Annotated in this window: 14 protein-coding genes; 5 read left to right on the top strand and 9 right to left on the bottom strand. The window is 56.5% G+C overall.

The window, feature by feature from the left end:
* Positions 1–16: 16 nt before the first annotated feature.
* The 5 genes from ACYPYQ_RS05200 to glgB are packed head-to-tail and all read right to left on the bottom strand — an operon-like array spanning position 17 to position 8,400.
* Positions 17–1,753 carry a glycoside hydrolase gene (locus ACYPYQ_RS05200; protein ID WP_459720777.1) on the bottom strand — a complete coding sequence of 579 codons (1,737 nt, stop codon included), beginning with the start codon at positions 1,751–1,753 and terminating at the stop codon, positions 17–19.
* Between the two features lie 23 nt (positions 1,754–1,776).
* On the bottom strand, positions 1,777–3,060 hold the full coding sequence (glgC, locus tag ACYPYQ_RS05195; protein WP_459720774.1) for a glucose-1-phosphate adenylyltransferase: 1,284 nt from the start codon (positions 3,058–3,060) through the stop codon (positions 1,777–1,779).
* Between the two features lie 16 nt (positions 3,061–3,076).
* Entirely contained in the window at positions 3,077–4,522 is a 1,446-nt protein-coding gene (gene glgA, locus ACYPYQ_RS05190) for a glycogen synthase GlgA (RefSeq protein ID WP_459720771.1), read from the bottom strand.
* Positions 4,523–4,526: 4 nt separating this feature from the next.
* On the bottom strand, positions 4,527–6,179 hold the full coding sequence (pgi, locus tag ACYPYQ_RS05185) for a glucose-6-phosphate isomerase (RefSeq protein ID WP_459720768.1): 1,653 nt from the start codon (positions 6,177–6,179) through the stop codon (positions 4,527–4,529).
* 49 nt (positions 6,180–6,228) lie between these two features.
* A complete protein-coding gene (gene glgB, locus ACYPYQ_RS05180) occupies positions 6,229–8,400 on the bottom strand; it encodes a 1,4-alpha-glucan branching protein GlgB (RefSeq protein ID WP_459720764.1) in 2,172 nt (723 codons plus the stop codon).
* 229 nt (positions 8,401–8,629) lie between these two features.
* Between glgB and ACYPYQ_RS05175 the strand changes: the two genes are divergently transcribed.
* A complete protein-coding gene (locus tag ACYPYQ_RS05175; protein WP_459720761.1) occupies positions 8,630–9,646 on the top strand; it encodes a tyrosine-type recombinase/integrase in 1,017 nt (338 codons plus the stop codon).
* A 1-nt stretch (position 9,647) separates the two neighbouring features.
* Here ACYPYQ_RS05175 and ACYPYQ_RS05170 read toward each other — a convergent pair whose 3' ends face one another.
* Complete coding sequence (locus ACYPYQ_RS05170; protein ID WP_459720758.1) at positions 9,648–9,905, bottom strand: helix-turn-helix domain-containing protein; 258 nt, start codon at positions 9,903–9,905, stop codon at positions 9,648–9,650.
* 94 nt (positions 9,906–9,999) lie between these two features.
* On the opposite strand from ACYPYQ_RS05170, the gene ACYPYQ_RS05165 reads away from it, so the two are divergent.
* Entirely contained in the window at positions 10,000–10,650 is a 651-nt protein-coding gene (locus ACYPYQ_RS05165) for a hypothetical protein (RefSeq protein WP_459720755.1), read from the top strand.
* A gap of 73 nt (positions 10,651–10,723) precedes the next feature.
* A complete protein-coding gene (locus tag ACYPYQ_RS05160) occupies positions 10,724–10,987 on the top strand; it encodes a hypothetical protein (protein ID WP_459720752.1) in 264 nt (87 codons plus the stop codon).
* Positions 10,988–11,948: 961 nt separating this feature from the next.
* On the opposite strand, the gene ACYPYQ_RS05155 is transcribed toward ACYPYQ_RS05160, so the two are convergent.
* From ACYPYQ_RS05155 to ACYPYQ_RS05145, 3 genes are read right to left on the bottom strand one after another with little or no spacing between them, the layout of a single operon-like run.
* Positions 11,949–12,698 (bottom strand): hypothetical protein, encoded by a 750-nt coding sequence (locus ACYPYQ_RS05155; RefSeq protein ID WP_459720749.1) that lies wholly within the window; start codon positions 12,696–12,698, stop codon positions 11,949–11,951.
* A gap of 7 nt (positions 12,699–12,705) precedes the next feature.
* On the bottom strand, positions 12,706–13,530 hold the full coding sequence (locus ACYPYQ_RS05150; RefSeq protein WP_459720747.1) for an FTR1 family iron permease: 825 nt from the start codon (positions 13,528–13,530) through the stop codon (positions 12,706–12,708).
* 10 nt (positions 13,531–13,540) lie between these two features.
* A complete protein-coding gene (locus tag ACYPYQ_RS05145) occupies positions 13,541–13,858 on the bottom strand; it encodes a cupredoxin domain-containing protein (protein WP_459720744.1) in 318 nt (105 codons plus the stop codon).
* A 109-nt stretch (positions 13,859–13,967) separates the two neighbouring features.
* Between ACYPYQ_RS05145 and fur the strand changes: the two genes are divergently transcribed.
* The gene (gene fur, locus ACYPYQ_RS05140; protein WP_459720740.1) at positions 13,968–14,399 is read left to right on the top strand and encodes a ferric iron uptake transcriptional regulator; all 432 of its coding nucleotides are present in this window, start codon (positions 13,968–13,970) and stop codon (positions 14,397–14,399) included.
* Positions 14,400–14,424: 25 nt separating this feature from the next.
* The gene (locus tag ACYPYQ_RS05135; RefSeq protein ID WP_459720737.1) at positions 14,425–14,778 is read left to right on the top strand and encodes a hypothetical protein; all 354 of its coding nucleotides are present in this window, start codon (positions 14,425–14,427) and stop codon (positions 14,776–14,778) included.
* Positions 14,779–14,812 lie beyond the last annotated feature (34 nt).

Genomic DNA, 14,812 nt, shown 5'->3' with positions numbered 1-14,812 from the left:
ATTGATTAGAAAGGCCTTATTCCGATCTGCGCATGGTGCCGCCTGCCGCAGGCGAGCCGCCGCCGACACTGATCACATGCTGCAGATCGACCGGCGGTTCCAGCTTGAGCAAGCGATACAGGTTGCTCAGGTTCTTGCGGAACAGCACATCGAACGAGGAGACGCTCTGCGCCGAGTTGTAGTCGCCGAACCACCAGAACCAGTCCGAGCCCTCACAATCGGCCAGCTGCTCGGTCGCCAGCTTGAGCTCGGCGGCATTCAGGCGACCGCTGTTGGCCACGATGTCATAACTGCGTTTCGCCTCGCACAACAGGTCCCAGCCGCGGTTCTTGTCCGGCGAACCGATCCAGGTGCTGAACGTGCCGTACACCCAGCTGCCGGCCACCATCTGTTTCAGCTTGCCGCAGCTGCTGCGGCTCTTGCCTTGATCCAGAGCTTGCGACACTTCGTCGAAGGTGGTGGTACTGATGTACGGGTGATCCTCCAGCAGCGCATACAGTTCCGACAGGAAGTAATAGCCGTTGTAGGGGTAATACTCCCAAGCATTCTCGCCATCCAGGATCACTGACACGACCGGGTCGTGTTCGCCGTGCGAATTCTTGTAGATGTCTTCCAGTTGGTGAACGAAATCAGCAGCCGCATCGTCGCCTTTCCACTTCGCGTATTCGAAGCCGATACGATCGGACAGATGATCGTCGCGGAAGAAGCAGTACACCGGCTTGCCTGCATCCTCCAGCACATAGGGCTGGTACAGATACTCGGACTTGTCCGGCAACGGCGCACCGTTCAACTCGCGCTGAAGACTGTGCGCCAGCACCGCCTGACCGGTCGCCGTCCAGTGGCAACCGTGTTCGCCCAGCAACTTCACCGTAGCGCGCGACAGACTGCCCTCGGACGGCCACATCCCCGCAGGCTTGCTGCCGAAATTGTGTTGATGGCTTTCCACCGCCCTGTTCAGGTGGGCCTGCGCACGACGCAGACCGCCGGGATAATTGTTGGCCCCCGGTAGCGGCGCATCCGGCTCGCTCTCGCGCGCGGTCTTGAAATCGAGCAGCAAGGGCAGGATGGGATGGTTGTAAGGCGTGGTCGATATCTCGATCTGGCCGCGCTCGGACAAGGCACGGTAACGAGGGATGATGCCGGCGATCAATTCGCCGATCAGCCTGAACAGCTCCATGCGCTCCTCGAACGTGAACTGTGCCCCCTTGGTCATCAGGCGCGCCACCACTTCGTTCTCACGGCGCACACTCTCCCCCGTCCATACCAGGTGATACCACACCAGCAGGTCGGCCAGATACTGGCCGGAGAGGTAGGTCACGCTCTCGCGGCCACGCTCCTCCACCATCTTCTGCAAGTCGAACAGATGCTGGTAGGCACGATAGGGCTGCAGCATCTTGGTGTGGTTGCTCTTGAAGCAGCTGTCGAGGATGTGCAGGCGCTCCGCATCGCCCAGCGCATCCAGGTCCTCGCGGCACAACATCTTCAGCAGGCCGTCGCGTATCTCGCCCGTCTGGAACTGCTGCTCGTAATCCTGCAGTTGCTCGACCAGGATGGGCACGAAATTCACCACGGCACGTGCCTTCGGATGCTGTTCCAGGTGATAAGCCATGTCGGTGTAATCCTTCATGGCGTGCAGATAGGTCCACGGCAGAGTGAACTCACCGCTGAGGTAGTCGCGGTAATCCGGCTGGTGCATGTGCCAGCAGAACACCAGCTGCAGTCTCTTCCCGGTTTGTTGCTTGCGTTGCGGCATAAGTTGCTTCGATTCCTTCTGATTTATCTGACGTGGTGGATGGACTGCCCCAGCATGTCCGGCGTGACCAGCGTGACACCGCCCTTGGAGACATGGAAGCGTTTGGCATCCTCGTCACGATTGAAACCGATGGTCATGCCATCGGGTATCTCGCAACGATTGTCCAGCACCACCCGTTTCAGTTTCACATTGCTGCCGATGCGGCAGCCCGACAGTATGACCGAGTCGGTCACTTCGCTGCGCTCGCCGACACGCACGTCGGAGAACAGCACGCTGTGGAACACGCGCGCCCCGCTGATGATGTCGCCACCCGACACCATGGAATCGATCGCCTCGCCGCGCCGCCCTTCCTCGTTGAACACGAATTTGGCCGGCGGCAACTGTTCCTGGTAGGTCCAGATCGGCCAGGTCTTGTCATACAGATCAAGAGCCGGCACCACATCCACCATCTCCATGTTGGCTTCCCAGTAGGCGTCTATGGTCCCCACATCGCGCCAGTACGCGCCGCCCGAATCGGTCATGCCCACACAACTCTTCTCGAACCTGTGCGCGTACACGCGATAGCGCTCGATCAGGTAGGGGATGATGTCGTGGCCGAAATCATGGGTGGACGACTTGGTGTCCGCATCGCGCACCAGTTGCTCGTACAGGAACTTGGCATTGAACACATAGATACCCATGCTGGCCAGCGCGCGTCCCGGCTTGTCGGGGATCTCGGTCGGATTGGCAGGTTTCTCGGAGAATTTGACGATACGATCCTCCTCGTTCACCGTCATCACGCCGAAAGCCGTGGCCTCCGCCACCGGCACTTCGAGACAGCCCACGGTCATGTCAGCCTCGCTGCGCACGTGCGCGGCCAGCATCTCGCCGTAGTCCATCTTGTAGATGTGGTCGCCCGCCAGGATGACGATGTACTCCGGGTTGTAACCGCGCAGGATGTCGATGTTCTGGAACACCGCATCTGCCGTACCTCGATACCACTCCTCCTGGATGCGCTGCTGCGCCGGCAGCAGGGCGACGAACTCGTTGAACTCGCCGCGCAGGAAACCCCAGCCCTTCTGGATGTGTTCGATCAGGGTGTGCGCCTTGTACTGGGTGACCACGCCGACACGGCGGATGCCCGAGTTGATGCAGTTGGACAGCGGGAAGTCGATGATGCGGAACTTGCCGCCGAACTGCACGGCCGGCTTGGCGTTCCAGTCGGTCATATTGTGCAGGCGACTGCCGCGCCCGCCCGCCAGGATCAAGGCGACGGTGTTCTTGGTGAGCGCGCTGATGAAGCGTGGTGAATGCATATCCTGTGCCATGTAGCTCTCCCTGTGTTTATTGATGCTGCTTTTCCAATACTGACCGGTACAGATCCAGATACAGCTGGGCACTATGACGCCAACCGACATCCTTGTTCATGCCGTTCAGTTGTATGCGGCGGAACGTCGGCGCATCGTGGTAACACTCGATCGCCCACTTGATGGTCTGCTGCAATGCCGCCACACCGGGCTCGTCGAACACGAATCCGGTGCCGCCTTCCAGACTGGCATTGATGACCGAATCGGCCAGTCCGCCGGTGCGGCGCACCACCGGCGGTGTGCCGTAGCGCATGCCGTACATCTGGTTCAGGCCGCACGGTTCGAAACGCGACGGCATCAGGAAGATGTCCGCCCCCGCCATGATCTGGTGCGACAGTGCCTCGTCGAAGCGGGTGGTCACCGACACCCGGCCGGTGTAGCGCTGCGCCAGCAGCTGGTAGCGCCGCTCGAACTCGGGTTCCCCGCTGCCCAGCACAGCCAGTTGCGCGCCGCTGTCCAGCAAGGTCGGCAGACATTCCAGCAGCAGATCCAGCCCCTTCTGGTAGGTGAGGCGGCTGACCACCCCCAACAACGGTGCCTGCGCATTCGCCTCCAGCCCCAACCGTTGCTGCAGCGCACGTTTCACCCCGGCCTTCCCGCTCAAGTCTTTCGTGTCGTAATGGGCGGGCAGATGCGGGTCGGTCGCGGGGTCCCACTCGCTCTCGTCGATGCCGTTGAGGATGCCGCTGACCTGCGCACTGCGCATCGTCAGCAATCCCTGCATGCCATAGCCCATCTCCGTCACCTGGATCTCGTGCGCATAGGTCGGGCTGACCGTGACGATACGGTCGGCATACTGCAGACCGGCCTTGAGGAAGGAAAGATGGCCGTGGAACTCCACGCCGTGCATGTGATACAGCGACTGTGGCAGATGCAGATGTTTCGTCCACTCATGGTCGAAGTTGCCCTGGAAGGCGATGTTGTGGATCGCCATCACGGTCCTGGCGTGGGGGTCCTGATCCAGATGCAGGTAGGCCGGCACCAGACCGGTCTGCCAATCGTTGCAATGCACCAGCTCCGCCTGCCAGTTCAGCGGCGATGCGCTGCTGCCCAGCATGGCCGCCACACGCGACAGCAGGCCGAAACGCATCGGATTGTCCGGCCAGTCGCCGCCCAGGTGGTACTGGTAGGGGCCGCCCACCCGGCAGTAATAATGCGGCGCATCCAGCACATACAGCGTCACGCCGGTCCCCGGCATCTTCGCGCTCAGCAGGCGCACCTCGGCCTGATCCTCGAACGGTTTGAAGGTGGCGACCACCTTCTTGCCCTGCAGCCTATCCAGCACTTGGGTGTAGCCCGGCAGCAGCACGCGCACGTCCTGTCCCAGCGCCTGCAAGGCGGCCGGCAGCGAGGCGCTGACATCGGCCAGACCGCCGGTCTTGATCAGCGGGTGCATCTCGGAAGTGGCGAACAGGATACGCATAGTTCTACTGCCTGATTGATTTGTAATGGTTGATCAGCCCGTTGGTCGAGGCATCGTGGGCGGTCACTGGCTGCGCATCGCGCAACTCGGGCAGGATGTGCGAAGCCAGCTGTTTGCCCAGCTCCACCCCCCACTGGTCGTAGGAATTGACGTTCCAGATGACTCCCTGCACGAATATCTTGTGTTCATACAAGGCGATCAGGCGTCCCAACGTGCGCGGCGTGAGACGCTCGAACAGGATAGAGTTGGTCGGCTTGTTGCCAGTGAACACCTTATGCGGCAACAGCAGCTCGATGTCTTCCTCCGCCATCCCGCTCGCCTCCAGCTCGGCACGCGCCTCGGCCTCGCTCTTGCCCTTCATCAGTGCCTCGGTCTGCGCGAAATAATTGGACAGCAGCGTGGCGTGATGTTCGCCCAGCGGATAGTGACTGTTGGCCGGCGCGATGAAGTCCGCCGGGATCATCTGTGTGCCCTGATGGATCAGCTGGTAGTAGGCATGCTGGCCGTTGGTGCCGGTGCCCCCCCACAGGATGGGGCCGGTGGCGTAATCGACCGCATTGCCCTGCCTGTCCACGCGCTTGCCGTTGCTCTCCATGTCGGCCTGCTGGAAATAGGCGGTGAAATATTCCAGTGACTGGTCATAGGGCAGCATGGCGATAGAGGCCGCATCGTGGAAATTGCGATACCACACGCCGAGCATGGCCAGGATCACCGGCATGTTCTGCTCCAGCGGCGCACTGCGGAAATGTTCGTCCATATCGTTGCCGCCCTGCAGCAACTCCTCGAACCGGTCCATGCCGACATACAGCGCGATGGACAGGCCGATGGCCGACCACAGCGAGTAGCGCCCGCCGACCCAGTCGGAGAACTCGAACATGTTGTTGGGGTCGATGCCGAACGCCTTGACCGCCGCCGCATTGGTGGACAACGCCACGAAATGTTTGGCGACATGCGCCTCGTCGAGCGCAGCGGCCAGCAGCCAGTCGCGCGCGGAACGCGCGTTCATCAGCGTCTCCTGCGTGGTGAAGGTCTTGGACGCGACGATGAACAGTGTCGTTTCGGGATCCAGCGTCGCCAGCCTGGTGGCGATATCCGCGCCATCCACGTTGGAAACGAAATGCGCACGCAGCTGCGGCAATGCATAGGGCTGCAAAGCCTGGCACACCATCAGCGGTCCAAGATAGGAACCGCCGATGCCGATGTTCACCACATCCGTGATCGGCTTGCCGCTGTAACCGCGCCACACGCCGTTGCGCACGCTGTTGCAGAAAAGGCGCATCTTCTCCATCACGTGCCGCACGCCGGGCAACACATCCAGACCGTCCACACGGACCGGCGCATGATCCGCCACGGTTGCCGCGCGCAATGCGGTATGCAGCACCGCGCGGCCTTCGGTGAAGTTGATCTTGTCGCCGGCGAACATGCGCTCGCGCCAGCCTGCCACATCGGCCTGGCGCGCCAGCGCCATCAGGTGCGACATCGTCTCCCCGTCGATCAGGTTCTTGGAATAGTCGAGCAGCAGATCGTCGAAGCGCAGCGAGAATCTTGCAAAACGTCCCGCATCGGCGGCGAAGGCCGTACGCAACGAGAAACCCTGTAACGATGCCCTATGCTTTTGCAGCGCCTGCCATGCCGGTGATTGCGTTAATTGAGACATATCCTGAACCCTGCCCGCTCTTGTTGTATCCGTTGTCCCCTGTCCCGCATCAAGCCATCCGCTGCAATACGATGCCCGCCAGCGGCGGCAAAGTGATCGCGACGGACTGCACCATGCCGTCGCATTCGACATCGTTCGAATACATGCCGAAGCCGTTGCCCATGTTGCTGCCGCCGTAATAGTGCGAGTCGCTGTTGAATATCTCGCGGTAACCGCCCTTCTGCGGCACGCCGATACGATAGTTCTCGCGCGGCACCGGCGTGAAGTTCAATGCCACGATCACCTCCGAACCGTCACGCGCGATACGGCGATAGACCAGCACCGACTGGTCGGCGTTGTTGCAGTCGACCCAGCGGAAACCCTCATGCGAGAAATCCAGTTCATGCAGTGCCGGCACATCGCGATACAGCCGGTTCAGATCGCGCACCAGGTTCTTGACCCCGCTGTGCTCGCCGCGATCGAGCAGATACCAGTCCAGCTCCGCGCCGACACGCCACTCCTGCCCCTGTGCGATCTCGTTGCCCATGAAGTTGAGCTTCTTGCCCGAGATCGTCATCTGGTAGGTGAACAGCAGACGCAGGTTGGCGAACTTCTGCCAGCCGTCGCCCGGCATCTTGTCCAGCAGTGAATGTTTGCCGTGCACCACCTCGTCGTGCGAGAAAGGCAGCACAAAGTTCTCGGTGTAGGCGTACAGCTGGCCGAAGGTCAGCATGTTCTGGTGGTAGCGGCGATGCACCGGATCGTGCTCGATATAGGCCAGCGTGTCGTTCATCCAGCCCATGTTCCACTTCATGGAGAAGCCCAGTCCGCCCAGATAGGTCGGGCGCGACACCATGGGCCACGAGGTGGATTCTTCGGCAAGGGTGAGCGTGCCGGGGAAATGCTGGTGGGTCATCACGTTCAGCTGGCGCAGGAAGTCCACCGCTTCGATGTTCTCGCGCCCGCCGTAACGGTTCGGCAGCCACTGGCCCGCCTCGCGCGAGTAGTCCAGATACAGCATGGAAGCCACCGCATCCACACGCAGACCGTCGATATGGAATTCTTTCAGCCAGAAATAGGCGTTGGTCAGCAGGAAGTTGCGCACCTCGTTGCGACCGTAGTTGAAGATCAGCGTGCCCCAGTCCTGGTGCTCGCCCAGGCGCGGGTCCTCATGTTCATACAAGGCGGTACCGTCGAAATGCGCCAGCGCCCAGCTGTCTTTCGGGAAATGCGCCGGCACCCAGTCGAGGATCACGCCGATGCCCGCCAAGTGGCAGCAATCGACGAAATAGCGGAAATCGTCCGGCGTGCCGAAGCGGCTGGTGACACCGAAATAGCCGGTGGTCTGATAACCCCAGGATTCATCCAGCGGATGCTCGCTGACCGGCATCAGCTCGATATGCGTATAGCCCATCTCCTGCACGTAGGGCACCAGCGTATCGGCCAGTTCGCGGAAATTGTAGAAACGCCCATCCCAATGCCGCTTCCAGGAACCGGCGTGCACCTCGTAAATGTTCAGCGGTCGATGTTGCCAGTCGCACGCTGCACGTTCCGTCATCCAGCTTTCATCCCGCCAGTCATGGTTGGCCAGCGAAACCACGCGCGATGCCGTTCCAGGACGCATCTCGAAACTGAAGCCATAGGGATCGGTCTTGGTCAGCAAGGCACCGCTGTGGCGACTGCGGATCTCGAACTTGTACAACTCGCCGATGCCGATATCCGGGATGAATATCTCCCAGATGCCGCTGCTGCCCAAGGAACGCATAGGATGCACGCGACCATCCCAGCCGTTGAAATCCCCCACCACGCTGACACGTTCCGCATTCGGTGCCCACACCGCGAAACGCACGCCCCACACTCCCTGCAACTCCATATGATGCGAGCCCAGAGTACGGTAGGCCTGCTGTAGCGTGCCTTCCGAGAACAGATGCAGGTCGTGTTCGCTGATGCTGCTGCCAAAGGTAAAGGCATCATGCACTTCCAGCAGATGGTTGAAATAGTTCAGCCGCAAACGGCAAGGTACAGGCAAAGCCTGTTTGCCACGCCATTCGAACAGTCCTGCTGCATCGACACGCTCCAGTTGCAGCCATGCCTTGCCGTCGAACACCGAAACTTCGGTGGCATAAGGCTGGAACACCCGGAATATGTATTCTGATTTGGATCGGTGCAACCCCAGGTATGAAAAGGGGTCATGGTGACGCGCTTCTAATACGGCGCGCTTGTTCTGGCTTTCGTTCGGCATTTATCGCTCCTGTGATGCAATATAGCCTGTAAATGCTGACAGAACAATGTGAAGGTATGAATACTTGGCGAAAAGCAGGGGATATGACTGGTGCGAAAGGAGAGACTCGAACTCTCACGCCTTGCGGCGCTGGAACCTAAATCCATAGATTAAATCCCACCAAACCCATTGCCTGCGCTGTTTATATTGATTCAAAAATAATTATCCGGCAAAATCCGGCAAATAGTTCGTGGGCACCATCATGTGGAAAAAGGTCGAGAAAGGCATATACCAAGAAGGTTTGTACTCTTTCCGCGTACGCATGATGGTGAACGGCCACAAGCTAGACAAGACGCTCGACAGTCTAGCAGAGGCGCGCGTCTTTCGTGACAGTCACAAACTCTCTCAAGCGCTCGATGTACATGAGAGCGCAGTAATTGAGAGTCGCATAAAAAAACAGACAATAAAGGGTTTATCAGTCAGCGATGCGCTTGATCGCTACCTGCTGGAGATAACTCCGCACAAGAAAGGTGCCGATACCGAGGAATGGCGAATCGGCAAAGCGAAGCGCATGCAGTTGGCAAAGAAGCCTTTCCATGGGGTCACCGCTGACGACGTAATCGCTTTCATGGGAGAGATTGGCGGAAGCGAAAACAATCAACGCAAGTATGTCTCACTCATCTCACACCTGTATCGCGTAGCAATACGTCAGTGGCGCCTGCCGGTGACGAATCCCGTCACCGGCCAGATAGATCTGCCAGATAACGGAGTGGCGAGAACCAGGCGGCTCAAAAAAGGGGAATACGACAAGCTGATGAAAGCGCTAATCGGCGAGCCGAAGCAATTCGTCATCATTGCGGTAGAAACGGCCATGCGCCAATCGGAAATATTCTCCTTGCGCTGGGAGAATATAAACAAAAAGAAATGCACAGCCCTACTCACCGACACAAAGAACGGCGAGTCTCGCACCACCATCCTTTCACGCGTTGCCATGAACGCCCTTGATGCAGTTGGCTGGGAAGATGAAGGTGAGGTGTGGTCGATCAACAAAGGGCAGCTCAGGAGAGCCTGGGAGGCCGCCAGAGATGACATCGGCGCCCACGACCTACATTTTCATGATTTGAGGCATGAAGGCGCATCGAGACTGTTCGAAAAAGGTCTCAACGTATTTGAGGTCCAAAGTATCACTGGGCACAAGACGCTTTCGGAGTTGCGGAAGTACACGCATCTGACACCAAGTTCGATACTTGCAAAACTGAATAAGTAGGCTACTCCTCAGGCAAAAGCAACTGCCAAGGCTCGACATTGAGTGCAGCGGCAATCTTCCCGATGTTTCCTAGCGACACATTCCAGATGCAGCGCTCGACCGCTGAAATATAGGTTCGATCCAGATCACTCCTGAATGCTAGGTCCTCCTGCGAAAGAGACTGTTCACGCCTAATGCGACGAACATTCTGCGCAAGAATGCTTCGCAGATCTTGCTCCTCCGAGGATTTCCCAACATTGACTGCTGTACGTTTTGCCATGCCGCGAAGAATCCATTCTTGCGGTGTTTGTTTCCACGGAGTTTGCTTCTCATTTGTGCTAAATTGGAGCCCTACAGATAAGGGGATAACCAGAATGACTACTGTTCTCGGAATTGTCATGTTGGCTGTATGTGCGATCGGTGCCATGTCCGTTCTTTCTTGGCTATACAGGGAAGTGGTGAAGTTGCACCTCGGTCAGTGGGGTGCGTTGCCACTCGCAAATTTATTCAAGCCAAATGGAACTGGGACATTACTGAAAGTCTGCAGGACAGAAGAAATGTGGGGGGAAAAGCTGACGCGATGGGAAGACCTTCCTCAATACAAAGGCCGCACAATGCCCTTTGGCCTCCCCCACTATCGTGACGTGAAGGTGCCAGACAAGCACAACTATGCAACCGTGGAATACATGAATCATCCGGTCAAGCAGTACGTGTATGACGTGATGACCAATTTCTCAGGTGGACTGGATGCCAAAGGGATTGCATATCAACTGTTTTTCCCAGTGACGTTCATACTGGCTGGGGCTCCTGTAATCACCGTATTGGTACTTTCCGGCCTGTTCTATGCCTGGTCATTGTTATGGCTCACACCTGCAGCAAACCGCGCATCTCGACGCTCCGCTGAACGGTGCAGAAACCTCAAGCCAAACGACTGGAGGAAGATCTACCAAGAGATCGCCGAGGAAAAAGCTCAAGAAGATATGCTGGTCCGAGCCCTGCGTAGAAGCGGGATTCGGAGATTGTGAAAGACGCTCAAACTTTGAAAGGGGACTTTCTGTGAATTGCCATCATCTTCGAAAAGTAACAGCAGGGTTCGTGATGCTTGGATTGGCCCTGATGTCTCTAGCTCATGCAGGAAACATTCCAGACAACAGCACCACGCCATCACACTACAAGAAAGGCGCCTCTTGCGTGCAGGAAAGCAGTAAGGCCGGGATGTTCACTTGCTGGGGAATGTTCGGGAACGAACTTGTCGGCGTCGATGAAATTTACAAGCATGGATGGCGCGTAGTTGCATTCAAGCCAAGGACGGATGATCCCAACACCATCGACAACGGAATTTTGATTATCGAAGAACAGTGAGTTGCATTTCCAACTTATCTTCTCGATAGCTCCTCTCAATTTTCAGTGCACGGCAACACGCAGAAGCTGCCGACTCCCTTCTCAGAAGTGTCCGCACAGACCATCTACAGTTGGGAAGCAGATAAATCGAGCCCGCGAACTGCGAAAATGGCAAGAATCGTAGCGTTGAGGAGGTTGGGCAAGCGAGCGGCCACTGAACAGTTAACCGTTGGGCTGAGCTTATTACGATATTACAAAGTTTGACTTGTCACACCTATAGACGGACAACCCCTTCAGTACTAAGCCAGATATTGCCCATGCAGATAAAAATAACGCCAGCTTTTTCCTTATCATTCATCACATTAAACTCAAGACAGCCCTAAAAATAGGCGCATTTTACTGCACTTGTGGTCGTTAAAATTCAGATAGTTGCAGATGGTTTTACAAGTCCACGACTGAACAGACGACACTAGTTTTCGTGCGCGCGCCGCCAGACGTTTGCAACTTAACTCACCTGCTTCATCCATCATGATATCGAGAGTATCAAATTCCCCCCCCCCACTCTACCCACCATCTCACTCCTCGGACAAGGATTAATGAAGTCACTTGTCAGTAATTGCCTGAGGATGCGACAGGCTGTAATTCGGCCATAACTGCCGGTGAGTACCAGATGAGCCAATGGCTGCTATGGAATCGTTAATCCCCATAGGCAGACATTGCTAACTAAACGCTCAGCACTTGGATGTTTCACATATCGCTTCAAAGCTATAGGTGGAGGTATAGATACTTTGTCATATTGACCTATGGGATATTGCGGCGTCATATCCGTCGCAGAACCAAAGATTGGATGTGGTGATTTTTTGGCAGTGTATTCAAACCAAGGAATAGAAAAGTTCTACTTCGTAGTCTACGTTGCTGTGGCTACCACTCTTCAGCAGAGGTGGTTTGACTGGCTGGTTTCTTTGCTGGATATACACGCAAATCAGAACTCATACTCCGCTTGCATCCTGACTGTATGGCCGGGAGTCGCATGATTTGCGCCCATAAGCCAGGCTGCGTTGTACTTGATTGCTTGCCGGGTACCCAGAGCCAATTTACCGAAGATTGCCGGCCCCATTTGATGCGACTGCTCGGCGCTTTTACTCCAGTTGTTCCATTTTCCTACCTCGCCCAATCCTTGCATGCCGAATTCGAAAACGGGCTGCCAGCGATATTTGACCTGCCACTGATAACCGAGGTTGGTACTGAACGGAACGCCGCTCTCATCAGTCTTGCCGAAGGCGCGCTCGAACAGCAAATTTCCATTCAACTGAACCCTGCCGAAATCCGATTGGAGCAATGGACCAAGTCTGACTTCCCACGGGGCATTGCTGCTTAACGGCGCTTCCAACTCCGTGATGAAGCCCAGATCAAGGGGGTATTCCCCGGCCTCGGTAAGCTGAAACTTGTTTTCCCATTCAACCGAGTTGGACTCTTGGTTGCCGTTGCGCTCCCGCTTAAAATAGACCTCGGTGAACCAATATTCCTTGGCGCCATAACCCACACCAAGGCTGGCAACCTGCCTAAGCGTTCCATCCGGTTGCCGGGCAGATCCATATTTTGAATCGATCTCTTTCTCGCCGTATTCCACCATTGGGGTGTACACATAATCTGCGGGGCCGGCGACAACGGGTTGTGCGAAGAGCGCCCAAACAAAGGCTGTCGGCAGCAGGAAGGCTAATTTTGTGCTCATGCGTCCCTCACAGTTCGATTCTGTGCCGACGTTTGGACGCTGCTAGGCGCATCCCTAGGTAGGTAACGGCCAACACGGCGATATAAAAGATCAATTGCATTCCTGCCGGACGCGAGTCGTATCCGATAAGGCTGCGCAGCAACATACCAGGGAGAGCATCTTCCGGCAGCGAATTCGAAGTGTCCCATAGCGGTGCCGCAAGGCTGGGTAACAGGTCAGCTTGGATCAAGAAGTGAGCCGCTTGCGAAGCCATGCCGGCGGCCAAAAGAAGCACGAGTACGCCAGTCACCCCAAAGAACCAACGCATGGGAATGCGTAATAGCCCGGCATAAATCGCGTAACCAGTTGCGATGCCAAGCAACATGCCAACCAGACCGCCTGACAGCATTGCAGAGCGTCCACCGCCGTCGGTCGCCGCGATGCCATAGAGAAACAGCACGGTTTCCGAGCCTTCCCTCAACACAGCCAGACTGACAATGATCAACAATGCAGAACATTCGCTGCGCCCATCGCGAATATCGCCGCCTACTATTCGCGCACTGGCTGCCAATTCAGCGCCATGCGATGCCATCCAGATGTTGTGCCACATCAACATCAGCACCGCGAACCCAAGAATGACGGCATTGAACAGTTCCTGCCCGATTCCGCTAGCGAGCGATCCAATCGTGTCGGTGAACGCTGCAACCAAGGCAGCTCCGGCCAGGCCGGCCAATAATCCGGATGCCAGCCAGAACCTGCTGCCGGGAACGCTGCGTGTCGCCGCAGCGACTATGCCGATAAGAAGGGCGGCTTCCAGGACTTCACGGAAAACGATAATGGCGGTTTCAAACATGATGTGACTCCTATTGAGCGATGATTACCCCTTGGGCGGTAGCTTCATGGAATTCCCCCATGAACTGGTAGCGGCCTGCTTCCAGCGGCCCGATGAAGATTACGGTACTGCCATTTCCTGCAATCACTTTTTCGCGGTTCAAGGCATGGCTCTCGAACTCTTCAGGTGTCGCATCTTTATTGATTATCTGTAGCTTGATCTTTTTCCCTGCCGGAACCCTCATTTCGGAGGGCAGAAATCGGTGATCCTTGATTGTAAGGATGAAGTCTGCATCAGCGGCAAGTGCGTGCAGAGGCAATAAAGCCAATAAAAGAATGAGGTGTTTCATGTCGGTCCTTTTTAATTGAGAGTGCGAACGATAACTATTCTCGTTTGCATTTGCAAATGATTTCTGACAATATGCTCAAAATCAAAAAACCAAGGCACATTGAACAGATATGGATCAAGCTCAGCCAGATAGCCTGAAGAATGTGGGCCTGAAATCGACTCTGCCACGGCTCAAGATTCTGGGATTGTTCGAATCTGGGCAAGAACGCCACCTGAGCGCGGAAGACGTTTATAGACTTTTATCGGCAAACGGGGGGGACGTTGGACTGGCTACGGTATACCGCGTGCTGACCCAGTTCGAGCACGCAGGGCTGTTGGTGCGACACAATTTTGAAGGCGGAAAGTCGGTGTTTGAACTTAATGAGGGCAAGCACCACGATCATATCGTGTGTCTACAATGCGGCCATGTGGAAGAGTTCCATGATGCGACCATCGAGTCGCGCCAGAAAAAAGTCGCCGCCGACCTTGGATTTACCGTCCACGATCACTCGTTGCACATTTATGCGGACTGTACAAAACCAAAATGTCCGCATAGGCGTTAATCTCCAAACCGGTTAACATGCAGCCATGAGAAAGTTTTTTCGACAGACCGCCTACTTCCTGATGCTCACGTTGATGAGCAACGCGGTCGGCTGGACGTTCAATAACGAAGCTGTTGCCGACGTGTTGTTCGAGGCACAGATTAACTTGGCTGTGGCTGCCGATCAGGTTTCTGGTGAACATCAAGAGGGTAATGCTGCGGCACATGAAGGCCAGTGCAATCACTGGTGTCATGCAATAAGCCATTTCATGGGCTTATTGAGCCAGACGGCTTTTGCGGTTCCCCAATATTTCGGTGAATACACTGCCCAGTTGCAAGTCGCTGTTCAGTCTTCTTCCCCCGACGCACTATTCCGTCCGCCTAGGGCAACGCTCGCCTGATCCGGCGGGGTTCCTTCAGTTTCGTTTTTTTTCG

Source organism: Sideroxyarcus sp. TK5, assembly GCF_054601595.1.
Note: the sequence above shows the minus strand (reverse complement) of the source record. Positions and strands in the feature narration are given on the sequence as shown.